Annotated in this window: 27 protein-coding genes and 1 tRNA gene; 18 read left to right on the top strand and 10 right to left on the bottom strand. The window is 61.5% G+C overall.

Translation table 11 applies throughout. The annotated features are described in order from the left end of the window. Window positions 1-4: 4 nt before the first annotated feature. On the bottom strand, window positions 5-922 hold the full coding sequence (cysD, locus tag KZX66_RS00345) for a sulfate adenylyltransferase subunit CysD (RefSeq protein ID WP_248075097.1): 918 nt from the start codon (window positions 920-922) through the stop codon (window positions 5-7). 169 nt (window positions 923-1091) lie between these two features. Further along, entirely contained in the window at window positions 1092-1850 is a 759-nt protein-coding gene (locus KZX66_RS00340) for a Nif3-like dinuclear metal center hexameric protein (protein WP_248075096.1), read from the bottom strand. A gap of 102 nt (window positions 1851-1952) precedes the next feature. Between KZX66_RS00340 and algW the strand changes: the two genes are divergently transcribed. Together algW and KZX66_RS00330 are read left to right on the top strand one after the other, a co-directional pair. Next, window positions 1953-3107 (top strand): Do family serine endopeptidase AlgW, encoded by a 1155-nt coding sequence (gene algW / locus KZX66_RS00335; RefSeq protein ID WP_248075094.1) that lies wholly within the window; start codon window positions 1953-1955, stop codon window positions 3105-3107. A gap of 111 nt (window positions 3108-3218) precedes the next feature. Beyond that, window positions 3219-5315, top strand: a complete 2097-nt coding sequence (locus KZX66_RS00330) for a TonB-dependent siderophore receptor (protein WP_248075093.1) — start codon at window positions 3219-3221, stop codon at window positions 5313-5315. Here the strand turns inward: KZX66_RS00330 and hemH are convergent. Together hemH and KZX66_RS00320 are read right to left on the bottom strand one after the other, a co-directional pair. After that, on the bottom strand, window positions 5310-6335 hold the full coding sequence (hemH, locus tag KZX66_RS00325) for a ferrochelatase (RefSeq protein WP_248075091.1): 1026 nt from the start codon (window positions 6333-6335) through the stop codon (window positions 5310-5312). The two genes, KZX66_RS00330 and hemH, sit on opposite strands and share 6 nt — an antisense overlap. A 14-nt stretch (window positions 6336-6349) precedes the next feature. Next, window positions 6350-7249: a TIGR01777 family oxidoreductase gene (locus tag KZX66_RS00320; RefSeq protein WP_248075089.1), complete on the bottom strand. Its 900-nt coding sequence runs from the start codon at window positions 7247-7249 to the stop codon at window positions 6350-6352. A gap of 212 nt (window positions 7250-7461) precedes the next feature. Between KZX66_RS00320 and KZX66_RS00315 the strand changes: the two genes are divergently transcribed. The 12 genes from KZX66_RS00315 (at window position 7462) to KZX66_RS00260 (ending at window position 17445) form a co-directional block, all read left to right on the top strand. Beyond that, window positions 7462-8448, top strand: coding sequence for an NAD(P)/FAD-dependent oxidoreductase (locus tag KZX66_RS00315; protein WP_248075086.1), 987 nt, complete (start codon window positions 7462-7464; stop codon window positions 8446-8448). Beyond that, complete coding sequence (locus KZX66_RS00310) at window positions 8445-8660, top strand: TIGR02450 family Trp-rich protein (RefSeq protein WP_248075084.1); 216 nt, start codon at window positions 8445-8447, stop codon at window positions 8658-8660. Before KZX66_RS00315 ends, KZX66_RS00310 begins: the two co-directional genes overlap by 4 nt. Window positions 8661-8772: 112 nt before the next feature. Continuing rightward, on the top strand, window positions 8773-9732 hold the full coding sequence (locus tag KZX66_RS00305; protein WP_248075082.1) for a DUF523 and DUF1722 domain-containing protein: 960 nt from the start codon (window positions 8773-8775) through the stop codon (window positions 9730-9732). Window positions 9733-9735: 3 nt separating this feature from the next. Beyond that, window positions 9736-10668 (top strand): MerR family transcriptional regulator, encoded by a 933-nt coding sequence (locus KZX66_RS00300; protein WP_248075080.1) that lies wholly within the window; start codon window positions 9736-9738, stop codon window positions 10666-10668. Continuing rightward, window positions 10669-12111, top strand: a complete 1443-nt coding sequence (gene phrB / locus KZX66_RS00295) for a deoxyribodipyrimidine photo-lyase (RefSeq protein WP_248075078.1) — start codon at window positions 10669-10671, stop codon at window positions 12109-12111. It begins immediately after the preceding gene. Beyond that, complete coding sequence (locus tag KZX66_RS00290; protein WP_248075076.1) at window positions 12104-12526, top strand: nuclear transport factor 2 family protein; 423 nt, start codon at window positions 12104-12106, stop codon at window positions 12524-12526. Before phrB ends, KZX66_RS00290 begins: the two co-directional genes overlap by 8 nt. Continuing rightward, window positions 12523-13305 carry an SDR family NAD(P)-dependent oxidoreductase gene (locus KZX66_RS00285; RefSeq protein ID WP_248075074.1) on the top strand — a complete coding sequence of 261 codons (783 nt, stop codon included), beginning with the start codon at window positions 12523-12525 and terminating at the stop codon, window positions 13303-13305. Before KZX66_RS00290 ends, KZX66_RS00285 begins: the two co-directional genes overlap by 4 nt. Then, complete coding sequence (locus tag KZX66_RS00280) at window positions 13302-14549, top strand: FAD-dependent oxidoreductase (protein WP_248075072.1); 1248 nt, start codon at window positions 13302-13304, stop codon at window positions 14547-14549. Before KZX66_RS00285 ends, KZX66_RS00280 begins: the two co-directional genes overlap by 4 nt. Next, window positions 14546-15355, top strand: coding sequence for a DUF1365 domain-containing protein (locus KZX66_RS00275; RefSeq protein WP_248075070.1), 810 nt, complete (start codon window positions 14546-14548; stop codon window positions 15353-15355). Before KZX66_RS00280 ends, KZX66_RS00275 begins: the two co-directional genes overlap by 4 nt. Continuing rightward, entirely contained in the window at window positions 15342-16613 is a 1272-nt protein-coding gene (locus KZX66_RS00270) for a cyclopropane-fatty-acyl-phospholipid synthase family protein (protein WP_248075068.1), read from the top strand. Before KZX66_RS00275 ends, KZX66_RS00270 begins: the two co-directional genes overlap by 14 nt. Then, window positions 16606-17085, top strand: a complete 480-nt coding sequence (locus tag KZX66_RS00265; protein ID WP_248075066.1) for a DUF2878 domain-containing protein — start codon at window positions 16606-16608, stop codon at window positions 17083-17085. Before KZX66_RS00270 ends, KZX66_RS00265 begins: the two co-directional genes overlap by 8 nt. Window positions 17086-17139: 54 nt before the next feature. Beyond that, window positions 17140-17445 carry a YkgJ family cysteine cluster protein gene (locus KZX66_RS00260; protein ID WP_248075064.1) on the top strand — a complete coding sequence of 102 codons (306 nt, stop codon included), beginning with the start codon at window positions 17140-17142 and terminating at the stop codon, window positions 17443-17445. 93 nt (window positions 17446-17538) lie between these two features. Here the strand turns inward: KZX66_RS00260 and KZX66_RS00255 are convergent, their stop codons facing one another. The 6 genes from KZX66_RS00255 to hemA all read right to left on the bottom strand — a co-directional run bounded on the left by KZX66_RS00255 (window position 17539) and on the right by hemA (window position 22896). Continuing rightward, entirely contained in the window at window positions 17539-18057 is a 519-nt protein-coding gene (locus KZX66_RS00255) for an acyloxyacyl hydrolase (RefSeq protein ID WP_248075062.1), read from the bottom strand. Window positions 18058-18160: 103 nt separating this feature from the next. Next, window positions 18161-18955, bottom strand: coding sequence for a glutamate racemase (gene murI / locus KZX66_RS00250; protein ID WP_248075060.1), 795 nt, complete (start codon window positions 18953-18955; stop codon window positions 18161-18163). After that, window positions 18948-19703 (bottom strand): molybdopterin-synthase adenylyltransferase MoeB, encoded by a 756-nt coding sequence (locus tag KZX66_RS00245; protein WP_248075058.1) that lies wholly within the window; start codon window positions 19701-19703, stop codon window positions 18948-18950. Before KZX66_RS00245 ends, murI begins: the two co-directional genes overlap by 8 nt. Next, window positions 19697-20527, bottom strand: coding sequence for a peptide chain release factor N(5)-glutamine methyltransferase (prmC, locus tag KZX66_RS00240; protein ID WP_248075056.1), 831 nt, complete (start codon window positions 20525-20527; stop codon window positions 19697-19699). Before prmC ends, KZX66_RS00245 begins: the two co-directional genes overlap by 7 nt. Then, entirely contained in the window at window positions 20528-21610 is a 1083-nt protein-coding gene (gene prfA, locus KZX66_RS00235) for a peptide chain release factor 1 (protein ID WP_248075054.1), read from the bottom strand. It lies immediately after the preceding gene. Further along, complete coding sequence (gene hemA, locus KZX66_RS00230; protein WP_248075052.1) at window positions 21607-22896, bottom strand: glutamyl-tRNA reductase; 1290 nt, start codon at window positions 22894-22896, stop codon at window positions 21607-21609. The genes prfA and hemA overlap by 4 nt, the downstream gene beginning before the upstream one ends. A gap of 182 nt (window positions 22897-23078) precedes the next feature. Here hemA and KZX66_RS00225 point away from each other — a divergent pair, with 182 nt between their 5' ends. From KZX66_RS00225 to KZX66_RS00210, 4 genes are all read left to right on the top strand, one after another. Next, window positions 23079-24803 (top strand): tetratricopeptide repeat protein, encoded by a 1725-nt coding sequence (locus KZX66_RS00225; protein WP_248075050.1) that lies wholly within the window; start codon window positions 23079-23081, stop codon window positions 24801-24803. Window positions 24804-24807: 4 nt separating this feature from the next. Then, on the top strand, window positions 24808-25425 hold the full coding sequence (gene lolB, locus KZX66_RS00220) for a lipoprotein insertase outer membrane protein LolB (RefSeq protein ID WP_248075048.1): 618 nt from the start codon (window positions 24808-24810) through the stop codon (window positions 25423-25425). A 49-nt stretch (window positions 25426-25474) separates the two neighbouring features. Next, window positions 25475-26278 (top strand): 4-(cytidine 5'-diphospho)-2-C-methyl-D-erythritol kinase, encoded by an 804-nt coding sequence (gene ispE / locus KZX66_RS00215; protein WP_248075969.1) that lies wholly within the window; start codon window positions 25475-25477, stop codon window positions 26276-26278. 37 nt (window positions 26279-26315) lie between these two features. Further along, window positions 26316-26390: transfer RNA gene (locus KZX66_RS00210), tRNA-Gln, on the top strand. Window positions 26391-26398 lie beyond the last annotated feature (8 nt).

The raw sequence follows: 26398 nt of genomic DNA, 5'->3' as shown, positions 1-26398 counted from the left end.
CCCCTTAGAAATAACCTTGACGTTTTTTATCTTCCATCGAGCCTGCGCCATCGTGGTCGATGACCCGGCCCTGGCGCTCGGAAGTTCGCGTCAGGAGCATTTCCTGAATGATGTCCGTCAGCGTCTCGGCGTCGGACTCCACGGCGCCCGTCAACGGGTAGCAGCCAAGGGTGCGGAAACGTACTTTCTTTTTGACGATCCGGGCTTTGTCTTCATCGGACAGGTGCTCGAGGATGCGGTCGTCGTCGATCATGATCAACGTGCCGTTCTTCTCGATCACGTCGCGCTCGGCGGCGAAGTACAGCGGAACGATGGGGATGCCTTCCAGATAGATGTACTGCCAGATATCCAGCTCGGTCCAGTTGGACAGCGGGAACACACGGATCGACTCGCCCTTGTTGACGTTGCCGTTGTAGACGTTCCACAGCTCGGGACGCTGGTTTTTCGGGTCCCAGCGGTGCTTGCTGTCGCGGAACGAGTACACGCGCTCTTTGGCGCGGGACTTCTCTTCATCACGACGGGCACCGCCGAACGCGGCGTCGAAACCATGTTTGTCCAAGGCCTGTTTGAGGCCTTCGGTTTTCATGATGTCGGTGTGCTTGGCGCTGCCGTGGGTGAACGGGTTGATGCCCTGCGCAACCCCATCCGGGTTGACGTGGGTGATCAGGTCCAGGCCCAGTTCCTCGACCATCTTGTCGCGGAACTTGTACATTTCCTGGAATTTCCAGCGGGTGTCGACGTGCATCACCGGGAATGGCAGCTTGCCCGGGAAGAAGGCCTTGCGTGCCAGATGCAGCATCACGGCGGAGTCTTTACCGATCGAGTAGAGCATCACCGGGTTGTCGAACTCGGCGGCGACCTCGCGGATGATGTGGATGCTTTCCGCCTCCAGCTGTTTCAGATGCGTCAGTTTGTCGACCATGGTTACTCACGGAAAAACGATCTTATGGACGGCCAGCGGGCCGTGTTCGAGCGAGGCATGCTAGCACAGCACCTGCTTCTATTCAGGGAGCTGGCTAGATCGAAACGGTATATGAATATGCCTCCAGGTTTGGCCTTTCCCGCTCCCGCTTTTGCTTTCGCTGTGGCGGTTATATCGGGTTGGGGCAATCAATGAACAGATGCTCCAACGCGAAGCGTCGCGCCAGGTAATCGCCCAGCGCCTGCACGCCGTAGCGCTCGGTGGCGTGATGGCCGGCAGCGATAAAGCTGATGTCATTTTCACGAGCGCTATGGAAGGTTTGCTCGGAGGCTTCACCACTGATGAACAGATCGACGCCCGCGGCGATCGCGTTATCGATGTAGCCCTGGCCACCACCGGTGCACCAACCGACGCGGCGAATCATCTCGCTGCCTTCGATCAGCAGCGGCTCACGCCCCATCACATCCTGCACGCGGCGCGCGAAGTCACGCGGCGACAGCGGTTCGGCGAGGGAGCCGACCAGGCCGACGATTTTAGGGTTGCTCGGGTCCAGCGGGCCTTCGACGGTGATGTCCAACTGGCGGGCCAACTGCACGTTATTGCCGACGTCGGGATGCAGGTCCAGGGGCAAGTGGTAGGCCAGCAAGCTGATGTCGTGCTTGAGCAATGTCTTCAAGCGACGCTGCTTCATGCCGGTGATGCAGGGGTTTTCGCCTTTCCAGAAGTAGCCGTGGTGCACCAGGATCAAATCGGCCTGGGCTTCGACGGCAGCATCAAGCAGGGCCTGGCTGGCGGTCACGCCGCTGACGATGCGCATCACCTGGGGACGCCCCTCGACTTGCAGGCCATTGGGGCAGTAATCGGCAATTTTTGCACTGGCGAGGTAGCGGTCCGCTTCCTCGACAAGGGTGGTAAGGGAGACGGCCATAAAAGACTCCTAAATATCCCGTTCCGAGGCGCTCGCAGCCTCGTATAATGCGCGACATTATGGGCGCTCTCCCGCCCCCTGCAACCTGTCAGGACTTACTTGATGCTCAAGGCACTGCGTTTTTTTGGATGGCCATTGTTGGCTGGCGTGCTGATCGCGATGCTGATTATTCAGCGTTTCCCCCAGTGGGTGGGCTTACCAAGCCTTGATGTGAACCTGCAACAGGCACCGCAAACCAGCGCGGTGGTGCAAGGCCCGGTGACGTACGCAGACGCGGTGGTCATCGCCGCGCCTGCAGTGGTCAACCTGTACACCACCAAAGTCATCAACAAACCGGCGCATCCGCTGTTTGAAGACCCGCAGTTCCGTCGTTATTTCGGCGACAACGGGCCCAAGCAACGGCGCATGGAGTCCAGCCTGGGTTCCGGGGTGATCATGAGCCCCGAAGGCTACATCCTGACCAACAACCACGTGACCACCGGCGCCGACCAGATCGTCGTGGCCCTGCGTGACGGTCGCGAGACCCTCGCCCGCGTGGTCGGCAGCGACCCGGAAACCGACCTCGCCGTGCTGAAGATCGATCTCAAGAACCTGCCCTCGATTACCCTCGGCCGTTCCGACGGGCTGCGCGTAGGTGACGTCGCGTTGGCCATCGGCAACCCGTTCGGGGTGGGCCAGACCGTGACCATGGGCATCATCAGCGCAACCGGGCGTAACCAATTGGGGCTGAACAGCTACGAAGATTTCATCCAGACCGACGCCGCCATCAACCCAGGCAACTCCGGCGGTGCGCTGGTGGATGCCAATGGCAACCTGACGGGCATCAACACGGCGATTTTCTCCAAGTCCGGCGGCTCCCAGGGCATCGGTTTTGCGATCCCGGTGAAGCTGGCGATGGAAGTGATGAAGTCGATCATCGAGCACGGCCAGGTGATTCGCGGCTGGCTGGGGATCGAAGTGCAGCCGTTGACCAAGGAGCTGGCCGAGTCATTCGGCCTGACCGGGCGCCCCGGCATTGTGGTCGCGGGGATCTTCCGCGATGGTCCGGCGCAGAAAGCCGGCCTGCAGTTGGGTGACGTGATCCTCAGCATCAACGGCGAACCGGCTGGCGATGGTCGCAAATCGATGAACCAGGTGGCGCGGATCAAGCCGACGGATAAAGTGACGATCATGGTCATGCGCAACGGTAAAGAGATCAAGTTGTCGGCCGAGATCGGCCTGCGTCCGCCGCCTGCGCCGGTGAAAGAGGAAGAATAAGCGCCTCACCCAGGTGCCTGTTCGCGGGCACCTGAAGATGAATATTTAAAAGCAAGCCATTCTCATTAGACATGTTATATTGTTTCAATATCGCTATTGGAACGCTCTATCATGCCGTCTCGAAGAATCGCCCCCCTGGCTGGCCTGGCCCTGGGGTTGCTGCTCGACCCCGCCTTTGCCGAAGAAAATACCCTGGAGCTGGATGCCATCAGCGTCACCACCGACGCCTATGAATCCGCTACCGGCCCCGTCAAAGGCTACCGTGCCACGCGCTCCGCCAGCGCGACAAAAACCGACACGGCCCTGCGCGACATCCCACAATCCATCAGCGTCATTCCCGCGACCGTTCTCAAGGACCTGGGCAGCACCAACGTGGAGCGCGCCCTGGAATTTGCCGGTGGCGTATCCAAGCAAAACAACTTCGGCGGCCTGACGCTCTACGAATACAGCGTGCGCGGTTTCACCACCTCGGAGTTCTACCAGGACGGTTTCAGCGCCAACCGTGGCTACCCCAGCACGCCGGACGCCGCCAACATCGAACGCATCGAAGTGCTCAAGGGCCCGGCGGCCAGTCTGTATGGGCGTGGCGACCCTGGCGGCACGGTGAACATCGTCACTAAAAAGCCCCAACCCGACGCCTTCACCACCCTGCAGACGAGCGCCGGCAGTTGGGACCGCTATCGCACCGCCCTCGACGTCAACACCCCGCTGGACAACGACGGCCGCGTACTGTCGCGGGTCAACCTGGCGGTGGAAGGCAACAACAGCTTTCGCGATCACGTCCAGAGCAAGCGCGTATTCGTAGCGCCTTCCTTCAGTTGGCAGTTGGACCCGGACACCAGCCTGTTGGTGGAAACTGAATTCGTGCGCCACAGCTCCACCTTTGATCGCGGCATCGTCGACGCGCCAGGTTTGTCGCGTTCAACCTTCCTGGGCGAGCCCAACGACGGCGACATCGACAACCACAACAACCGCATCCAGGCGACCCTCGAACACCACCTCAACGACGCCTGGAAACTGCGCCTGGCCAGCCACTACAAACAAGGCAGCCTGTGGGGCGCCGCCTCGGAGAACCGGCCGCTCAGCGCCGACGGCCATACCCTCAGCCGCCGCTACCGCGAACGCTCCATGGGCTGGCACGACAGCATCACCCAATTGGAGCTGCGCGGTCTTTTTGACGTCGGCAGTTGGCAACATGAACTGCTGGTGGGCACCGAATACGAGGATTACCGCAAGAAGGAGCGCGTCACCGCCATTGCCGGCAGCGCCTATGCCATCGACATTTACAACCCGGTCTACGGCCAGCCCAAACCCACCGGCACACGTTCCGGCACTGACTTTTTCGAACAGACCAAGAGCCACGCACTGAATCTGCAAGACCAGATCATCTTCACCGACCGCCTGCGCGGCATGGTCGGCGCGCGTTTCGAGCATTTCGAGCAAAGCGTCGACGACTTCACCCGCAACACCTCACCGAGCCGGCAGACCCACGACGCCCTCACCCAGCGCGCGGGCCTGCTGTACCAGCTCACGCCCGAAGTCGGCGTATTCGCCAACGCCTCCACCTCGTTCAAACCCAACAGCGGTCTGGACGCCACCGGCAATACTTTCAAACCTGAAGAAGGCGTGGGTTATGAAGTGGGGATCAAGAGCGAGCTGTTCGACGACCGCCTGAGCGCCACCCTCGCGGCGTTCCATATCGACAAGCAAAACGTGCTGGCGCTGGACCCGGCCACCAACACCAACCGCGCCATGGGCAAGGCCCGCAGCAGGGGTGTGGACCTGCAACTGACCGGGCAGCTCACCGACGCGGTACGGGTGATCGGAGCGTTGGCCTACATCGACGCCGAAGTGACCAAGGGTGACAAGACGATCCCCACGGGCAGCCGCATTCTCGGCGTGGCCAAGCGCAGCGGCAGTCTGTTGGGGGTGTATGAGTTTCAGGACGGCGCGTTGCGCGGGTCAGACGTAGGCGCGGCGTTCACCTATGTCGGCGACCGCTCCGGTGAAGCCGGCGGCAGTTTTGAACTGCCCGCCTACCACACCATCGATGTGCTGGCCCACTACAAGGCCACCGAAAACGTGACCGTGGGCCTGAACCTCAACAACCTGTTTGATGAAAAGTACTACGAGCGGTCCTACAGCAACTACTGGGTCAACCCCGGTGAACCGCGCAACTTCACCGTGAGTTTGAGCCTGAGCCTATAGGGACAACGGCGCTCTTTCGCACAAGGTATTGAGCGCCGCCGCCCACTGCGGGTCGTCATTCAAGCACGGCACCAACACCAGCTCCTCGCCCCCCGCCTCGCGGAATTGCTCCCGGCCGCGATCGCCGATTTCTTCCAGAGTCTCGATGCAATCGGCGACGAACGCGGGGCACATTACCAGCAGCTTTTTCACGCCTTGCTGGGCAAGCGCGTCAAGGCGCGCTTCGGTGTAGGGTTCGATCCACTTCGCACGGCCCAGGCGCGACTGGAACGCCACCGACCACTTACCGTCCGGCAAGCCCAAGCGCTCGGCAACATCGCGTGCGACGCTGAAGCATTGCGCTCGATAGCATTGGGTGAGCACCTGCGGCGAGGCGTTCTTGCAGCAGTCGGCATCTTTGAAGCAATGCTGGCCGGTGGGGTCGAGCTTGGTGAGATGGCGCTCGGGCAGCCCATGGAAACTCAGCAACAGGTGGTCGTAGTCCTGCTCGATATAAGCCCGTGCACTCTGCGCCAGGGCATCGAGGTATTCCGGCTGATCGTAGAACGGTTGCAGGATCGAAAATTTCACATTGAGTTTCTTGTCGCGCACCACACGGCGGGCTTCATCGATCACGGTGGTCACGGTGCTGTCGGCAAATTGCGGGTACAGCGGCGCCAGCGTGACGTTCTGAATACCCTGAGCGGCCAGGCGCGTAAGGGTCGTTTCCAGAGAAGGTTCGCCGTAACGCATGGCCAACTCCACCGGTCCCTGGGTCCACTGCGCGGTCATCTGCTGTTGCAGGCGACGGCTGAGCACCACCAGCGGCGAGCCTTCATCCCACCAGATCGACGCATAGGCATGGGCCGACTGTTCGGGGCGCTTGATCAGGATCAGCGACACCAGCAAGCGCCGTACCGGCCATGGCAGGTCGATGACATAAGGGTCCATCAGAAACTGATTGAGGTAGCTGCGCACATCGGCCACCGAAGTGGACGCCGGTGAACCCAGGTTGACCAGTAACAACGCGTGATCCGTCATGCAACATCCTATCTCTAGAGGCGGCTGGACAAGTCGTCCAAAGCCGCAGGCAACTCAGTGAACTGGAAGGTGAAACCGGCGGCCAACAAACGTTCGGGCACCGCCTTCTGCCCGCCCAGCAACAGCCCCGACAACTCACCCAGGCCCACCTTCAGCGCAAAGGCCGGCATAGGCATAAATGCGGGGCGGTGCAACGCCTGCCCCAGGGCTTTGGCAAACTCGCGATTGCGCACCGGGTGTGGCGCGCACGCATTATAAGGACCACTGGCGTCAGGCTTGTGCAGAAGAAAATCAATCAGGGCGATTTGATCCTTGATGTGCACCCATGGCATCCACTGCCGACCATTGCCGATCGGCCCGCCCAGCGCCAGTTTGAACGGCAGCAACAGCCGCGACAAAAAGCCGCCCTCGGCCGCCAGCACCAGGCCGGTGCGCACCAGTACCACGCGGATGCCCAGGGCCTCGGCGCGCTGGGCGGTTTCTTCCCAGGCGATACACAACTGGCTGGGGAAATCGTCCTGCACCGGGCCACTGGCCTCGGTCAATTCACGCTCGCCACCGTCGCCATACCAGCCCACCGCAGAGCCGGAAACCAGCACCGCCGGTTTTTGCTCCAGACCCTCAAGCCAGGCCAGCAAGGTTTCCGTCAGGCTGATACGACTGCTCCACAACAGCGCCTTGCGCTTGTGGGTCCAGGGCCGGTCTGCAATCGGCGCACCCGCCAGATTGACCACCGCATCCACGGCGCCGATCACCTCTTCCAGACGCGCAACCCCCAGCACCTGCGCGCCGCACAGGGCTGCAACGCGTTCGGGGCGGCGACTCCAGACAGTCAGACGATGGCCTTGAGCAAGCCAGTGTTGGCAGAGTTGGCGACCGATCAAGCCGGTACCGCCGGTCAGCAAAATGTGCATGGGATCTTCCTCATGTAACGTTCGCCGCCGATCACTGGTCTATTTTATAAACAGGGATCAATTTTTAATCGGGCGCGACGCTGGTTTAACCCTCAGCTTTAACCTTAGGTCACGCCACACGTTCAGGCACGCCAAAACTTATACCAAAAAACAAGATTGTACAGCTATTGGTGTCGGCGTAGTCTGTACCCAACGGTAAAACGAGGCCTCCCATGACTGTCCCCATCGCGATCATCGGTACCGGCATCGCCGGTCTGTCCGCCGCTCGAGCGTTACGAGACGCCGGGCACGCCGTGCAACTGTTCGATAAAAGCCGCGGCAGCGGTGGCCGCATGTCCAGCAAACGCAGCGATGCCGGCGCGCTGGACATGGGCGCTCAATACTTCACCGCCCGCGACCGGCGCTTCGTCAACGAAGTGCAACGCTGGCAAAGCCATGGCTGGGCCGAGCAGTGGAAGCCACAGCTGTACAACTTCAAGTCCGGCCAACTCACCCCCTCCCCCGATGAACAGATCCGCTGGGTCGGCACGCCGCGCATGAGTGCGATCACCCGTGCGCTGCTCGACGACCTGCCGGTGGAGTTCGGTTGCCGCATCACCGAGGTATTCCAAGGCACCCGGCACTGGAACCTGCTTGATGCCTACGGCAGCAACCACGGCCCCTTCAGTCATGTGGTGATTGCCACGCCGGCGCCTCAGGCGACACCCCTGTTGGCCGCCGCACCTAAATTGGCGAGCGCCGCCGCCGGGGTGAAGATGGATCCCACCTGGGCCATCGCGCTGGCGTTCGACACGCCGCTGGACACCCCCATGGAAGGTTGCTTCGTGCAAGACAGCCCCCTCGACTGGCTGGCGCGCAACCGCAGCAAACCTGGGCGCGACAGCAACCTCGACACCTGGGTGCTGCACGCCACCAGCGCCTGGAGCAAAGCGCATCTGGACCTGCCCCGAGAGGCGGTGATCGAACACCTGCACGGCGCCTTCGCCGAACTACTGCACAGCGCCATGCCGGCGCCGTCTTTCAGCCTCGCGCACCGCTGGCTCTACGCACGACCGTCAAGCGCCCATGAATTCGGCGTACTCGCCGATGCCGACCTGGGCCTGTATGTCTGCGGTGACTGGTGCCTGTCCGGCCGAGTCGAAGGTGCCTGGCTCAGCGGCCAGGAAGCGGCGCGACGCCTGATCGAGCATCTGCAATGAACCGCATCAACCCCGCCAAATTGCTGCTGTCGAAGTGGACAGCGGCCCAGCCTCGGCACAAGGAAAAACACTTCCTGGTCACCGAGCTGTTTCGCGATGACGAAGGCACCGTGCTGGAAATCGAACTGCAAGCGGTCATGACCCGCCGTGGCGAGCGCTTGCCGTGGCAAACCCTGCAGGACGCCGACGCCTGGAAAATCGGCTGGAAATAGCCCGCCCGCAAAAAGCTGTACAAATAATTTGACTTGTACAGCTTCAAACCTATGATGAGATTTAGTTGTACAGCGTATTTAGTTTGTACAGGAATCTTGCAGAGGTTTGCTTATGTCCAACCCCGCGAAACCGAAGATAGGCATCAGCGCCTGCCTGCTGGGCGAAAACGTGCGTTTCAACGGCGGCCACAAGCAGTCACTCCTGTGCACCCAGACCCTGGCCGACTATTTCGACTATGTGCCGTTATGCCCTGAAGTTGCGATCGGCCTGGGCATCCCCCGCGAGACCATCCGCCTGGTGGGCGACGCGGCCGACCCGCAAGCCGTCGGCACCGTGCATCGCGACCTCAACGTGACCCGGCCGCTGGATGAGTACGGGCGGCAGATGGCGCGTGAACACACCGACCTGTGCGGCTACATCTTCATGCAAAAGTCGCCGTCCTGCGGCCTGGAGCGGGTCAAGGTGTACCGCGAAAACGGAGCGCCAGTGGACGGCGGTGGGCGCGGCATCTATGCCCGGGCCTTCTGCGCCCGGCACCCGAATCTGCCGGTCGAAGAAGATGGCCGACTGAACGATCCGGTGCTGCGCGAAAATTTCCTGACCCGCGTGTTCGTCTACGCCAGCTGGCAGCGTTTATTGGCCGAGGGCCTGACCCGCCATCGCCTGCTGGCCTTTCACTCGCGTTACAAATACCTGTTGATGGCCCACAGCCCGGTGCATTACAAGCGCCTGGGCCACCTGTTGGGCAGCATGGAAAAAACCACCGACCTTGAAGCGCTGTCCAACGGTTATTTCAGTGACCTGATGACCGGCCTGACCAAGTGCGCCACCCGTGGCACCCACAGCAACGTGTTACAGCACATCAGCGGCTACCTCAAGCAGGTCATCAGCGCCGACGACAAACAGGAAATGCAGACCGTCATCGGCCAGTACCGCCACGGCATTGTGCCGCTGGTGGTGCCGCTGACGCTGCTCAAGCACCACTTTCGTCAACATCCGGATCGCTACATCGCGCAGCAGGCCTACCTGCAACCGCACCCGGAAAACCTCAGCCTGCGCAATGCGATTTAAACCATGAAACCTGCCCTGCTGGACGAACCCGGCGAAGACATCACCCAGGCTCTCGAAGACGGCTGGTTGCCGATCCGCGAGGTGGCGCGACAGACCGGCGTCAATGCCGTGACCCTGCGTGCCTGGGAGCGCCGTTATGGCTTGATCGTGCCCCAGCGCACGCCCAAGGGACATCGATTGTTCAGCGCCGACCACGTGCAACGTATCCACACCATCCTCACTTGGCTCAATCGCGGCGTACCGGTCAGCCAGGTGAAAAACCTGATCGACTCCGCCCAGGCGAGCCCCGACGACGCCGTCGAAAGTGAATGGCATGTTATGCGTCAGAACCTTGTGCAAGCCATCAGTGAACTGGCTGAGCGCCGGGTCGACGATGCCTTTAACCAGGCCATGGCGCTGTACCCGCCGCGCACTCTGTGCGAGCAACTGATGCTGCCGCTGATCAAAGAACTGGAACTGCGTTGGCAGGGCCAGTTTGGCGCACAGATGGAACGGGTGTTTTTCCTGTCCTGGCTGCGCAGCAAGTTCGGCGCACGCATCTACCACAACAATCGTCAGTTGCACGGTGCACCACTGTTGCTGGTCAACCAGTCGGACCTGCCGCTGGAGCCGCACCTGTGGCTCAGCGCCTGGCTGGCCAGCAGCGCCGACTGCCCGGTGGAGGTGTTCGATTGGCCGCTGCCCACCGGCGAACTGGCCCTGGCGGTGGAGCACCTGCAACCACGCGCGGTGCTGCTGTATTCGAGCAAGGCCCTGAACCTCCCCGCGCTGAACAAACTGCTGGGGGGCATCGATTGCGCAAAATTGATCGTCGGACCGACGGTATGCATCCACCAGGCCGAGTTGGCGGTATTAACCCGTGACATCCCCGCATTGTTCGTCGCCGAGGACCCATTGTCGGCCCACCAGTTACTGCTCCAGCGTGGACTTCTGTAAATGCACCTGATCTGGCTGCGCACCGACCTGCGCCTTCACGACAACACTGCCCTGGCCGCCGCGAGCCAGCGTGGACCGGTGGCCGCCGTGTACCTGATCACGCCCGAGCAGTGGCTGGCCCACGACGATGCACCGTGCAAAGTGGACTTCTGGCTGCGCAACCTGCAGACGTTGAGCCAGGCGCTGACCACCTTGAACATACCGCTGCTGATCCGCACGGCGCCGACTTGGGATCAGGCGCCCGGCGTGCTCAGCCAGCTGTGCCGCGAGCTGTCGGTGGAGTCGGTACACGTCAACGAGGAATACGGCATCCACGAAAGCCGACGCGACGCCGCGGTGGCCGAGGCCGTGCAGGACTGCGGCGTGACCTTCCACCGCTACCTGGACCAACTGTTCTTTCAACCGGGCAGCGTGCTGACCAAAACCGGCACCTACTTCCAGGTGTTCAGCCAGTTCCGCAAGGTCTGTTACGCGCGCCTGCACAGCGCCCTGCCGCCCATTGTCGCCCCCCCAAAGGCCCAGGCAGTCCTGCAGTTGAAAAGCGACCCGGTACCGAACGCGGTCGATGGTTTCGCCCCGCCCAGCGCTACCCTGCGTGCCCTCTGGCCCGCCGGCGAAGACGAAGCCCGACGCCGCCTCGACGCGTTCGCCGACCAGCAAATCAGCTACTACAAGGACGAGCGCGACTTCCCTGCCAAGCCCGGCACCAGCCAGCTGTCGGCGTACCTTGCCGCAGGCGTTGTGTCGCCGCGCCAATGCCTGCACGCGGCCTTGCAAGCCAACGGGGGCGAGTTCGACAGTGGCGACGTCGGCGCCATCACCTGGATCAACGAACTGCTCTGGCGCGAGTTCTATAAGCACATTCTGGTGGGCTACCCACGGGTGTCGCGCCACCGTGCGTTCCGCCCCGAGACTGAAGCCGTGGCCTGGCGCGATGCGCCCGAGGACCTGGCAGCCTGGCAAGAAGCCCGCACCGGCCTGCCGATCATCGACGCCGCGATGCGCCAATTGTTGGAAACCGGTTGGATGCACAACCGCCTGCGCATGGTGGTGGCGATGTTCCTCACCAAGAACCTGTTGATCGACTGGCGTGAAGGCGAGCGCTTCTTTATGCGCCACTTGATCGACGGTGACCTGGCGGCCAACAACGGCGGCTGGCAGTGGAGTTCGTCCACCGGCACCGACTCGGCACCGTACTTCCGTATTTTCAGCCCCTTGAGCCAGTCGGAAAAATTCGACAGCGAAGGTGTGTTCATCAAGCACTGGTTGCCGGAACTGGCCGCGCTGAACAAAAAAGAAGTGCACAACCCCGACGCCGTCGGCGGTTTGTTTGGCGTGGCGGACTACCCGCGCGCCATCGTCGACCTGAAAAAATCCCGCGAACGCGCACTGGCCGCGTTCCGCAGCCTGCCGTCGCGTCAGGAGGTGGCCGAGCATGAGTGACTTCCTGCGCCGCTTCGCCCACACCTTTGCCACGCTGGACAAGCACAACCTGCACCTGCTCGACAGCCTGTACAGCAAAGACATCGCCTTCACCGACCCACTGCACGAAGTGCACGGTCTGACGGCGCTGCACGCCTACTTTGAATCGCTGTACAGCAACGTCAGCCAATTACGCTTCGACTTTCACGGCTTCGACCAAGTGGCGGAAGGGGAAGGCTACCTGCGCTGGAAAATGAGCTTCTGCCACCCGCGACTGGCCAAGGGCAAAGTCATCAGGGTGGAAGGCTGCTCGCACTTGATGTGGCGCGACAAGGTGTATCGCCACCGTGATTATTTTGATGCCGGCGCCATGCTGTACGAACACCTGCCTGTCCTGGGCCGCGTCGTCAGCTGGTTGAAAAGGAGAGTGGGATGAACGCAGTGCAGCCTCGACGTTATTGGCTGACCGGCGCCAGCAGTGGCATCGGTGCCGCCCTGGCCGTGGAACTGCTCGACAGCGGTGCCCATGTGGCCCTGAGTTCGCGCACCCAGGCGCCGCTGGACGCCCTCGCCCAACGTTATCCCGGCCAGGTGCTGGTGGTGGCCGGCGACCTGACCAACAGCCAGACCGTGCGCGAAATCGGCGAACGTATCACTCAGGTCTGGGGCTCGCTGGACACGGTGATCCTCAATGCCGGCACCTGTGAATACGTTGACGCGCGGCAGTTCGATGCCTCGATCATCGAGCACGTGGTGCGCACCAACCTGCTCGCCAGCAGCTACTGCATCGAGGCGGCCCTGCCGTTGTTGCGCGCCGGGGTTACCCCGCATTTAGTGGGCGTGGCCAGCGCCGTCACCTACCTGCCGATGCCCCGCGCCGAAGCCTATGGGGCGTCCAAGGCAGGTCTGCGGTATCTGTTCGAATCCCTGCGCATCGGCCTGTCGCCGGAGAACATCGACGTCACGGTGATCAGCCCAGGCTTCGTCGACACCCCGCTCACCGAGCGCAATGACTTCCCGATGCCCCTGAGCTGGCCGGCCGATAAAGCCGCACGGCATATCTTCGCCAAGCTGGATAAACGCCCGCTGGAAATCGCCTTCCCGGCGCTGTTCATCGCCACCTTGTGGCCGCTGTCGAAGTTGCCGAACCGCGCCCAACTGATCATCGGCAAACGCATGCTGCGCAGCCAGCCACCGAAAAAGGACGACCTGTGAAGATCGCCATCATCGGCAGCGGCATCGCCGGGCTGACCAGTGCTTACCTGCTCAGCCGCCAGCACGAAATCACGCTGTTCGAAGCGGGTGACCGCATCGGCGGGCATACCCACACGGTCGACGTCTCGGTTGACGGCAAGCACTACGCCGTGGACACCGGTTTTATCGTGTTCAACGACTGGACCTACCCCAACTTCATTCGCCTGCTGGGGCAGATCGGCGTGACGTTCAAGCCCACCGAAATGAGCTTTTCGGTGCACGACGAAAACACCCGGTTCGAGTACAACGGTAACAACCTCAACAGCTTGTTTGCACAGCGGCGCAATATTCTGTCCCCTGGGTTCTGGGGCATGTTGCGCGACATCCTGCGCTTCAACCGTCAGGCGCCGCTGGACCTGCAAGAACAGCGCATAAGCCCCGAGATGACCCTGGGCGATTACCTCAAGGCCGGCGGCTACGGCGAGCGGTTCGTCCGGCACTACATCGTGCCGATGGGCGCGGCGATCTGGTCGATGTCCCTGGCAGACATGCTGGGCTTTCCGTTGCAGTTCTTTGTGCGCTTCTTCAAGAACCACGGGTTGCTCTCGGTGAACAACCGCCCGCAATGGTGCGTGATCAAAGGCGGCTCCAGTCGCTATATCGAACCGCTGACCCGCAACTTTCGCGAACACATCCGCCTCAATTGCGCGGTACATGGCGTCGAGCGTGATGCAGACGGCGTGGTTATCCACAGCGCAGCCGGCACCGAGGCGTTCGATAAGGTGGTGTTCGCCTGCCACAGCGACCAGGCCCTGGCGCTGTTGGGCGATCCCAGCCAGGCCGAACAGGAGATCCTCGGCGCCCTGCCCTACGCCGACAACGATGTGGTACTGCACACCGACACCCGACTGCTGCCCGACCGCAAACTGGCCTGGGCCAGTTGGAACTATCGCCTGAGCGGCGCCACGCAGACCCAGGCGGCCGTCACCTATGACATGAATATCCTGCAAGGCATCGACAGCGAGACCACGTTTTGTGTGAGCCTCAACCAGACAGCCATGATCAACCCGCTGAAGATCCTGGCGCGCTACACCTACGCCCATCCGCAATACAGCCTGGCCGCGGTGGCCGCGCAGAACCGCTGGCAGGAACTGGCCGGCACTCGTCACACCTTTTATTGCGGAGCCTACTGGGCCAATGGTTTTCATGAGGACGGCGTGGTCAGCGCCTTGCGCGTAGCCCAGGCCTTTGGTGAAACCCTGTGAACAGCGCCCTGTACAGCGGCTGGATCGCCCATCGCCGGTTTGCGCCCAGGGCCCACGCCTTTCGCTACCGCATCGGCCTGCTGTACCTGGATTTGAGCGAAGAAGAGCAAGTACTCGGGCTGTCGCCCCTGGCCGGACGCAGCCGCCTGGCCCCCTTCGGCTTTCGCCAGCAGGACTACCTGCGTGAATTGACGCGCCACGGCATGAGCTTAAGCGATGCCGTGCGCCAGGAAGTCGGCAAGGCTCTGGGGCGTACACCCCAGGGCGTTATCTGCCTGCTGACCCAGGCCCGCAGTTGGGGCCTGGCTTTTAATCCCGTGAGTTTCTTCTACTGCTTCGAGGCCGACGGAAAACTGGCCGCGATCCTGTGTGAAGTGACCAACACCCCGTGGCGCGAGCGTTATCACTACGTGCTGCCGGCCCAAGCCTTGAGCGCCGATGAGCATCAACATTTCGCGGTGGCCAAGGCCTTTCATGTGTCGCCGTTTTTACCCCGCGACCTGGAATACCGCATGAGCTTCAGCCCACCCGCCGCCAGGCTCGGCGTGCACATGGCCGACTGGCAGGGCGAAGTAAAAGTCTTCGACGCCACCCTGAGCCTGCAAAAGCACGCGCTGAACCGCGCCAGTCTGCACGGTTACCTGTGGCATTTCCCGTGGATGACCGCCAAGACCTGCCTGGCGATTTACTGGCAGGCCCTGCGCCTATTGCTCAAACGCACACCGATTTTTTCCCACCGCGCCGCCGATGGCGCCTCTCGCACAGCAGTTGGGTACACCAAGGATCGCCGCCATGAAATCCCCTAGCTTATCGGTCAAGGCTAACCGCCTGAACGTCAATGGCATGACCACCGCGCTGCTGCGCAAGGGCGTGCTGCGTCAACTCAGCCAATTGCGCCACGGCCAACTCGTGGTGATCGAGGATGGCGAACGGCAGGTCTTCGGCGCACGGGAAGCGCACCTGCTGGGAGAAATCCAAATCCTCGATCCGGCCGTGTGGGGCCTGGTGGCGGCAAACGGTTCCATCGGCGCCGGCGAGGCATTTATCCACGGCTACTGGACCAGCCCGGACCTGACCGCGGTGGTGCGTGTGATGGTCAGCAACCTGGATGTCCTCGATGCGATGGAAGGTGGCCTGGCGCGCCTGGCGCGGCCGTTCACCCAAGGGCTGCACTGGCTCAACCGCAACACGCGCAAGGGCTCGCAGAAAAACATTGCGGCCCACTACGACCTGGGCAACGACCTGTTCGAAGAATTCCTCGACCCGACCATGATGTACTCGGCGGCGCAATTTCTGTCGCCGGACGACACGCTGGAACAGGCGCAACTGAACAAACTGGAGCGCATCTGCCAGAAGCTTGCGCTAAAGCCCACCGACCACCTGCTGGAAATCGGCACCGGCTGGGGCAGCATGGCGCTGTATGCCGCGCAGCACTATGGCTGCAAGGTCACCACCACGACCTTGTCCAAGGAGCAATTCGCCTACACCGAACAGCGCGTCCAGGCCCTGGGTTTGCAAGACCAGGTCACCTTGCTGCTGAGCGACTATCGCGACCTTACCGGCCAGTACGACAAGCTGGTGTCGATCGAGATGATCGAAGCGGTGGGCCATCGGTTTCTGCCGACCTATTTCAAACAATGCGCGCACCTGCTCAAGCGTGACGGCCTGATGCTGCTGCAAGCCATCACCATTCGTGAACAGCGCTACGAACAGGCCAAAAACAGCGTCGACTTTATCCAGCGCTACATTTTCCCCGGCGGCGCACTGCCCAGCGTGCAGAACATGCTGCACATCGTCAGCCGCGACACCGACATGAACCTGTTGCACATGGAAGACTTCGGCCTGCATTACGCGCGAACGTTGCGTCTGTGGCATGAGAACTTTCGCCGCGCACACAGCCGTCTGACGGAATTGGGCTACGACGAATACTTCCTGCGGCTGTGGGAGTTTTACCTGTGCTACTGCGAAGGCGGCTTCATGGAGCGCACCATCGGCACCGCCCAGTTGTTGCTGGCCAAGCCGTCAGCCATTAACCCGCCGTTGCTCGGGCGCTTCAATGCTTAAAACCCTGGCCAATGCCGCGCTGTTCCAGTGCGCGTGGTTTGCCTGTGTGCTGGGCGGCGACAGCCCATGGCTGCTGGTCGGGCTGGCCGTACTGGCCGTTCACCTACTGTGGATAAGTTCGTGGGCCGACGAAGGCCTGCTGATCATCAGCGTCGCGCTGGCAGGCACGCTGGTGGACACGGTGTTGCGTACCGTCGGAGTGTTCCAGTTCAGCGAGCCAGGGCCGTTGATTCCCTTTTGGCTGATGCTGCTGTGGGCCGTACTGGCGACCACGTTGCGTCATTGCCTGGCCTGGAGCGCCCGGCCCTGGTGGCGCGCCGCCCTGCTTGGGGCGGTGGGCGGGCCGTTGTCGTATTACGCGGGGAGCCAATTGGCGGGGGTGCAGTTCGGCTATGCCCTGGGCCCGACGATGGCCGGGTTGGCGGTGCTGTGGGCGGGGCTTTTTGTCGGGCTGCACCGCTTGGCACGCTGACGTCCGTCAGAGCATTCATACGCCTATCACCGGCTTGCCTTACACTGCGCGCCTATGACCAATATCCCTCACACTCAAATCACCGAGCCCGCCGTCACCTGTTCAACGTGCGCCGCGTGCTGCTGCCAGCTGGAAGTGATGCTGATCACCGACACTGGCGTGCCGGAGCGCTATATCGATACTGACGATTGGGGCGGCGAAGTGATGCTGCGCCTGGACGACGGCTGGTGCGCGGCGCTGGATCGGGACACGATGATGTGTACGATCTATGAGCGTCGACCGCTGATCTGCCGGGAGTTCGAGATGGGCGCGCCGGAGTGCCTGATCGAGCGCGAAGGGATTGCGACCGCGTATCGCTGATACCAGACAGGTCAGCAACCGGCTGCTGTGGTGAGCGGCTTGCCCCGCGCGAGGCAAGCTCGCTCACCACAGCGTTGTGCATCAGAGATACGGTTACAACGGCATGGTGTAGTGCAGCGAGTAGCTCTCTACCCCGTCGTTGTTGCTGCTGATCCCGGCATTGGAATAGTGCGTGGCGCGAATGCCCACTTCATGTCCGCCGGTAAACCGCAAGCCGAAACCCAGGCGGTCTTCGAACTGAAAGGCCTGGCCGATGTTGTTGTCTTCCAGTTTGGTACGCGAGAACACCGCGACGCCGATCCCGGCCTCAATGTAGGGTTTGACCGACTGCCCGGCAAACTCATACACAAATACCGGCGAGAACGACAGGCTGCTGGCGCTGGCGCGCTCATCCCCATCCCAGTAGGTGTAGGCACCGCTCCAGTAGCCGGTCAACCGGCCCACATCGCTCTGCCACCAGCTTTTGTCCCAATCGGACGTCAGCCCCAACCGGTACGTCATGGTGGAGTCGCTGGTGCTGCCCACGCCAAATTCCAGGCCAGCAGCCTGGGCCGAAACCGAGTGTCCCACCACTACGGCCGCAAATGCGGCCAAACAGAACAAGCGCTTCATAAGAAACAGTCCTTTGAAAACGAGTATGTATGATTTTTTTACAGACAATCTCGCTATAGAAGCTGACTCACAGCCAGAAGTTCAGCGAATTTTCACGAAATTTTCACGCGCCAAAGCTTCGCACAACTCCGGGATGTTTCCATAGTGTCGGTAGGATATTTCTTAAGTGACACACATCACCGCTGGTCCAGAACCGTGCAGGCTCAGGATTGCCATCAGCCAACAGGTCGCGTTCGCCGAGCAAACGCTTGAGCTGACGGGCCACGGCGGCGCCAGTGTCGATAAGAATAATGCTGGGGGGCAGCATCTGCGCCAGGAGCGGCTTGAGGAAAGGATAATGCGTGCAACCGAGAATGATGGTGTCGCAACCGGCGCTGAGCAGAGGGTCGATGTAGCCCTGCAATAACTGACGCAGGGCCGGGCTGCTCAGGTCGCCGGTTTCAATCAGCTCCACCAGTCCAGGGCACGGCTGGGTGATCACGCTTACATCGGTGGCGAAACGGTCGAGCAAGGCGGCGAATTTGGCGCTTTGCAGGGTACCGGTGGTGGCCAGCACCCCGACCACGCCACTGCGGGTCGCCGCCGCCGCAGGTTTGACGGCAGGCTCCATGCCCACCAAGGGCCAGTCGGGGTAGTCCTGGCGCAAATCGGCCACGGCCGCGACGGTGGCGGTGTTGCAGGCAATCACGAATGCCTTGGCGCCTTGGGCACGCAAAAACTGCGCGACGCAACGCGAACGCTCACGAATAAAGGCCGGGGTTTTCTCGCCATAGGGGATATGCCCGCAATCGGCGACATACAGCAGTGATTCGTGGGGCAATAGCCGCTGGATTTCATCGAGCACCGACAAACCGCCGACACCGGAATCGAACACACCAATCGGTGCATCCTTAACCATGCTGCGTCCCGCAGACGCTGCAACCGGGGTCGCGCTTGACGCGCAATTCGCGAAAGCGTGTGGTCAAGGCATCAATCAGCAACAAGCGCCCCACCAGCGGCTCACCGAAACCTGCCAGCAGTTTCAACGCCTCCAGGGCCTGCAGGCTGCCGACCAGCCCCACCAACGGGCCTACCACGCCGGCTTCGCTGCAGGTCAGTTCCGCGTCACTGCCGTGCCCATATAAGCAGTGGTAACACGGGCTGTCGGCGCGACGGGGGTCGAAGACCGACAATTGCCCCTCAAGGCGAATCGCCGCACCGCTGATCAACGGCGTGGCGGTCGCTACACACGCGGCGTTGACGGCCTCACGGGTGGAAAAGTTGTCGCTGCAATCGAGCACCACGTCCACGGCCTGCACGGCCGCCGCCAGCGAGTCGGCGTCCAGCGCGGTGCGATGGGGGATAAAGGTGATGTCGGGGTTGATCGCCGTCAGGCGGCGCAGGGCCGAATCGACCTTGGTCTGCCCGATGCTGTCGGTGTCATGGATGATCTGGCGTTGCAGGTTGGTCAGGTCGACGGTGTCGAAATCGGCCAAATGCAACTCGCCCACACCGGCAGCAGCCAGATACAACGCAACCGGCGCGCCCAGACCACCCAGGCCAACGATCAATGCGCGAGCGTTTTTCAGGCGTAATTGGCCGTCGATGTCGACATGCTGCAACAGAATCTGTCGGCTATAGCGCAACAGCTCCTGATCGGTCAGCACGGGCGACGTCCCAGGGTGATGCGCTCATGGCCACCCAGATCAATTCGGCTGTGCACCTGCTCAAAGCCCTCGCCCAGTAACAGGTCACGCACAGCGTGGGCCTGGTCGTAGCCATGCTCGAGCAACAGCCAGCCGCCGGCATTCAAGTGGGCCGGGGCCTCTCGGCTGATCAAACGCAGGTCATCCAGGCCATCGTGGCCGGCCACCAGCGCGCTGGCCGGTTCGAAACGTACATCGCCCGCCACGAGGTGCGGGTCGTTGTCTGCAATGTAGGGCGGGTTACTGATGATCAAGTCGTAGGTGTGGCCGCCCAGGGCAGTGAACCAATGACTGTTGAGCACCGTGACGTTGTGCAAGTGCAGGCGCTGACGATTGCGCTCGGCCAGGGCCACGGCTTCCAGCACACGGTCGACTGCCGTGACCTGCCAGGTCGGGCGCTCGCTGGCCAGGGCCAACGCGATGGCGCCGCTGCCGGTGCCCAGGTCAAGCACGCTGGTGGCCGTGGCGGGTAACAATTCCAGGGCCGCTTCCACCAGCAACTCGGTGTCCGGGCGTGGGATCAGCGTGTGCGGCGCGACTTCCAGGTCGAGTTTCCAGAAGCCTTGCTGACCGAGAATGTACGCCACCGGCTCGCCGGCACGGCGACGTTGCAGGTAGCCGGCAAAGGTCAGCGCATCTTCGCTGCTGACGATTTTTTCGGGCCAGGTGTGCAAATAGCTGCGGGATTTCCCCAGGGCCGCCGCCAGCAACAATTCAGCGTCCAGACGCGCAGTGGGCGAGTCCGGCAGGTCGGCGGCGCGCAACAGACTGGCGATGATGGTCATTTATTCACCTATCGCCGCCAATTGATCGGCCTGGTATTCGGCGAGCAACGGCTCGATCACCGCATCAACGCCCCCGGCGAGGATCTCGTCGAGGGAGTAAAGGGTGAGGTTGACCCGGTGGTCGGTGACCCGGCCCTGGGCAAAGTTGTAGGTGCGAATGCGCTCGGAACGGTCGCCCGAGCCCACCAGCAATTTACGCTCGCTGGCAATCGCATTGGCCGCCGCGCTGGTCTGCTGGTCATTGAGTTTGGCCGACAGCCAGGACATCGCCCGCGCACGGTTCTTGTGCTGCGAACGCTCTTCCTGGCACTCCACCACGATGCCGGACGGCAAGTGCGTGATGCGGATCGCCGAGTCGGTCTTGTTGACGTGCTGACCACCGGCGCCCGACGAGCGGTAGGTATCCACCCGCAGGTCGGCCGGGTTGATCTCGATGGCTTCCTGCTCGTCCGGCTCGGGCAACACGGCCACGGTACATGCAGACGTGTGGATGCGGCCCTGGGACTCGGTCGCCGGGACCCGCTGCACGCGGTGGGCGCCGGATTCGAATTTCAGCTTGCCGTAGACATTCTCGCCTTCGACCCTCGCGATGACTTCTTTATAGCCGCCGTGCTCGCCTTCGTTCTCGGACAGGATCTCCACGCGCCAGCCACGCCGTTCGGCATAGCGCGAATACATGCGGAACAGGTCGCCGGAGAAAATCGCCGCCTCGTCACCGCCGGTACCGGCGCGGATCTCGAGGAACACGTTGCGTCCGTCGTTGGGGTCCTTGGGCAGCAGCATGCGTTGCAGGTCGCCTTCCAGCGCGATCAGTTTGTCTTTGGCTTCGCGGACTTCTTCCACGGCCATTTCGCGCATGTCCGGGTCGCTGTCTTTGAGCAACGCCTGGGCACCTTCAAGGTCGCCCTGGGTTTTCAGCCATTGGCCGTAGGTGGTGACAATTGGCTCAACTTCCGCGTATTCCTTGGAATAGGTGCGGAACTTGGTCTGATCGGAGATGACTTCGCCATCGCCGAGCAAGGCGGTCAGTTCTTCGAAACGGTCCTGGAGCACGTCCAGTTTATTGAGCAGTGACGCTTTCATTGCGGTTTTTTATCCGAAGAGCTTTCTGACGCGCCCTCACCGAGGGCAAAGAGTTCCTGGGCCATGGCCAGCGCATCGAGGCGGCCTTCGGCAGTGAGCTTTTTCAATTGTACGCTGGGCGCGTGGAGCAGCTTGTTGGTGAGGCCGCGGGCCAGTTGCATCAGCACCTCCTCGGCGCTGCTGCCGTTGGCCAACAAGCGCTGGGCCTTGAGCAACTCCTCGTCGCGCAGGCGTTCGCCCTGCTGACGATACGCCTTGAGCACGTCCACCGCTGCCAGTTCACGCAGGCGCACCATAAAATCTTCGGCGCCAATGCTGACCATCTCTTCGGCCGCCTGGGCGGCACCCTGGCGGCTCTTGAGGTTCTCAGCGACCACTTCGTGCAGATCGTCGACGCTGTAGAGGTAAACGTCGTCCAACTCGCCGACTTCAGGCTCGATATCCCGTGGAACGGCGATATCCACCATAAAGATCGGTTTGTGCTTGCGCAGCTTCAGCGCACTCTCCACCGCGCCCTTGCCCAGGATCGGCAACTGGCTGGCGGTGGAACTGATGACGATGTCGCTGCGCACCAACTCGGCCGGGATATCAGCCAACAGCACCGCGTGCGCGCCGAACTGCTCGGCCAGGATGCTGGCGCGCTCCAGGGTACGGTTGGCCACCACGATACGCTTGACCCCCAGGTCGTGCAGGTGGCGGGCCACGAGGGTGATGGTTTCACCAGCGCCGATCAGCAGCGCCTGGCTGCGCTGCAAGTCGCTGAAAATCTGCTTGGCCAGGCTGACGGCAGCGAACGCCACCGACACCGGGTTTTCGCCGATCGCGGTATCGGTGCGCACTTGTTTGGCGGAATTGAAGGTCGCCTGGAACAGGCGGCCCAACAATGGACCGACGGTACCGGCCTCACGCGCCACCGCGTAAGCCGACTTCATCTGCCCAAGAATCTGCGGCTCGCCCAGCACCAGCGAATCGAGACCGGATGCCACGCGCATCATGTGACGAACTGCCGCATGATCTTCGTGCACATAAGCACTCGCACGCAGGTCATCGAGGCTTAAATGGTGGTAATCCGCCAGCCAGCGCAAGACAACATCCGCTGAAAGATGCTCCTGCTCTATATAAAGCTCGCTGCGATTGCAGGTCGAAAGGATTGCAGCTTCGCGGCTGTCGGTGAGCCGGCAGAGCTGCTGCAAGGCCTCAACCAACTGCTCTGGCGTAAACGCCACGCGCTCGCGCACGTCTACGGAGGCAGTCTTGTGGTTAATACCGAGTGCGAGGAAGGCCATTCAATATCGCTGATGATGTCGGGAAGCCGACAATTGTCCTACTTCGATAGATTCAGAACAACCACCGTCGTCTATTGTCCTAATGCCTTGTGTCTATAAAGGCATCCATTGAGACTCGGTTATGTTTGGCCGAAGGCTTGTGTCATGATGATCCGACCGCAGGTTAGTCGTCCTCTTCCTATATGAATAGATCTTCCGCGTTGCTCCTTGCTTTTGTCTTTCTCAGCGGCTGCCAGGCCTTGGCCCCGGTGTCGCCGGACGGTACCCCGCCGGTGGAAGACAGCACCCCCGCCCCTGAAAAGCCCAAGGTTTATTCCTCCTTCAGTGAAGAAACGATCTTCAGCCTGCTGAGTGCCGAACTGGCCGGCCAGCGCAATCGCTTCGATATTGCGCTGGATAACTACGTGACCCAGGCCATCAACACCCAGGATCCGGGGATTTCCGAGCGGGCGTTTCGCATCGCCGAGTACCTGGGGGCCGATCAGGCCGCACTGGATACCTCGCTGATCTGGGCGAAAAACGCGCCGGACGACCTGGAAGCGCAGCGGGCAGCCGCCATTCAACTGGCGCGCGCCGGGCGGTATGACGACTCTATGGTCTATATGGAGAAGGTGTTGCAGGGCAAGGGCGACACCCATTTCGACTTTCTTGCGCTGTCGGCCGCCGACACCGACCAGGACACACGCAACGGGCTCATGAAGAGTTTCGACCGCCTGCTGCAAAAACATCCAAAGAACAGCCAGCTGATTTTCGGTAAGGCGTTGTTGCTGCAACAGGACGACGAAGCCCAGGCCGCGCTCAAGCTGCTTGAGCAGAACCCGCCGGATGAGGGCGAGATCGCGCCGATCCTGCTGCGCGCGCGCCTGCTGCAAAACCTCAATCGCGGCAAGGAAGCGATTCCTCTGCTGGAAAAAAGCATCAAGAAATACCCGGACGACAAGCGCCTGCGCCTGACCTATGCGCGCATGCTGGTGGAGCAGGACCGCATGGAGGACGCCAAAGTGCAGTTCGCCAATCTGGTCCAGCAGTACCCGGATGACGACGAGCTGCGCTATTCCCTGGCACTGGTATGCCTGGAAGCCAAGGCCTGGGATGAGGCCAAGGGCTATCTGGAAGAGCTGATCCAGCGCGAGAGCCACGTGGACTCGGCGCACCTGAACCTGGGCCGTATCGCCGAAGAACGTAACGACCCACAGGCCGCCCTGCTCGAATACGCCCAGGTCGGCCCGGGTAACGACTACCTCCCGGCGCAGTTGCGCCAAGCCGATATTCTGATGAGCAACGGTCGCACCGACGAGGCCGAAAAACGCCTGGCCGCCGCCCGCGATGCCGAGCCGGATTACGCGATCCAGTTGTACCTGATCCAGGCCGAGACCTTGTCGGCCAACAATCAGGGTGAGCGCGCGTGGAAACTGCTGCAGCAAGCCTTGCTGCAATTCCCCGATGACTTGAACCTGCTGTACACCCGCGCCATGCAGGCGGAAAAACGCAACGACCTGGCGCAGATGGAAAAAGACCTGCGCCTGATCATCAAGCGCGATCCGGACAACGCCATGGCCCTTAACGCCCTGGGTTACACCTTGTCCGACCGCACCACGCGGTACGACGAAGCCAAGGTGCTGATCGAGCAGGCCCACAAGCTCAACCCCGAAGACCCGGCCGTCCTCGACAGCCTGGGCTGGGTGAATTACCGCCTGGGCAACCTGGACGAAGCCGAACGGTTGCTGCGCCAGGCGCTGGAGCGCTTCCCCGATCAGGAAGTGGCGGCCCACCTGGGCGAAGTGCTGTGGGCCAACGGCAAGCAGCGCGAAGCACGCCAAATCTGGGAAAAATTCCTCAAGGAACAACCCGAAAGCCCTATTCTGCGCGGCACCATCAAGCGCCTGACCGGATCCGAGACCCTTTAAGCTTATGTTCTTGCGCCACGTTGTAGTGTTCAGTCTTATCGCCCTGCTCGCTGGTTGCGCGGGCATCGGCAGCCGAGAATCCGTTGAAGGCCAGGGCAATCCGGCGCAATGGAAACAGCACAAGGACCAGCTCGGCAGCATCGACGGCTGGCAGATCGAAGGCAAAGTCGGGGTGCGCGCGCCGAAAGACTCCGGCAGCGGCACCCTGTTCTGGCTGCAACGCCAGGACTACTACGATATTCGCTTGTCGGGCCCACTGGGTCGCGGCGCAGCACGCCTGACCGGGCGCCCGGGGCAAGTCAGCCTCGAAGTGGCCAATCAGGGGCGCTACGAAGCCACCTCGCCGGAAGCGCTGCTCGAAGAACAAATCGGCTGGAAGCTGCCGGTGTCGCATCTGGTGTGGTGGGTGCGTGGCTTGCCCGCGCCAGACAGCAAGAGTCGCCTGAGCCTCAACGGCGACAGCCGCCTGGCCACGCTGGAGCAGGACGGCTGGCAGGTCGAATACCTCAGCTACGTACAACAAAGCGGTTACTGGCTGCCCGAGCGCATCAAACTGCATGGCACCGACCTTGACGTCACGCTGGTGATCAAGGACTGGCAACCGCGCAAACTGGGGCAATAACGTGACCACAGAACGCCTGACCCTGCCCTCCCCCGCAAAACTCAACTTGATGCTGCACATTCTCGGGCGCCGCGAAGACGGCTACCACGAGTTGCAGACGCTGTTTCAATTTCTCGACTACGGCGATGAACTGACCTTCGCCGTGCGCGATGACGGTGTGATCAAGCTGCACACCGAATTCGAAGGCGTGCCCCACGACAGCAATCTGATTGTCAGGGCGGCAAAAAAACTTCAGGAACAATCGGGCTGTTCCCAGGGCATCGATATCTGGATCGATAAAATCCTGCCCATGGGCGGCGGAATCGGTGGTGGCAGCTCGAATGCCGCGACGACCTTGCTGGGTCTCAATCACTTATGGCAACTGGGTTGGGACCATGATCGCCTGGCAGCGCTGGGCCTGACGCTGGGCGCCGACGTCCCGGTTTTCGTGCACGGGCACGCCGCTTTTGCTGAGGGTGTGGGGGAGAAACTCACCCCGGAATACCCCGAAGAGCCGTGGTATGTCGTACTTGTCCCGCAAGTATCTGTAAGTACAGCAGAAATTTTTTCAGATCCGTTGTTGACACGTAACTCTTCTCCCATTAAAGTGCGCCCCGTTCCCAAGGGAAACAGTCGAAATGACTGCTTACCGGTTGTAGCAAGGCGTTATCCAGAAGTACGTAACGCTTTGAATTTGTTAGGTAAATTTACCGAAGCAAAATTAACCGGAACTGGAAGTTGTGTGTTTGGGGGCTTCCCAAACAAAGCTGAAGCTGATAAAGTCTCGGCCCTTCTTACAGAGACCCTTACAGGGTTTGTAGCAAAGGGAAGCAACGTTTCGATGTTGCATCGCAAGCTGCAAAGTCTGCTCTAAAAGGAATCGAGTACTGGGTACTCGTTGCAACAGATACAGGGGCGTCGCCAAGCGGTAAGGCAGCAGGTTTTGATCCTGCCATGCGTTGGTTCGAATCCAGCCGCCCCTGCCATTTTCTAA

Source organism: Pseudomonas sp. EYE_354, assembly GCF_023148575.1.
GTDB lineage: Bacteria > Pseudomonadota > Gammaproteobacteria > Pseudomonadales > Pseudomonadaceae > Aquipseudomonas.
Note: the sequence above shows the minus strand (reverse complement) of the source record. Positions and strands in the feature narration are given on the sequence as shown.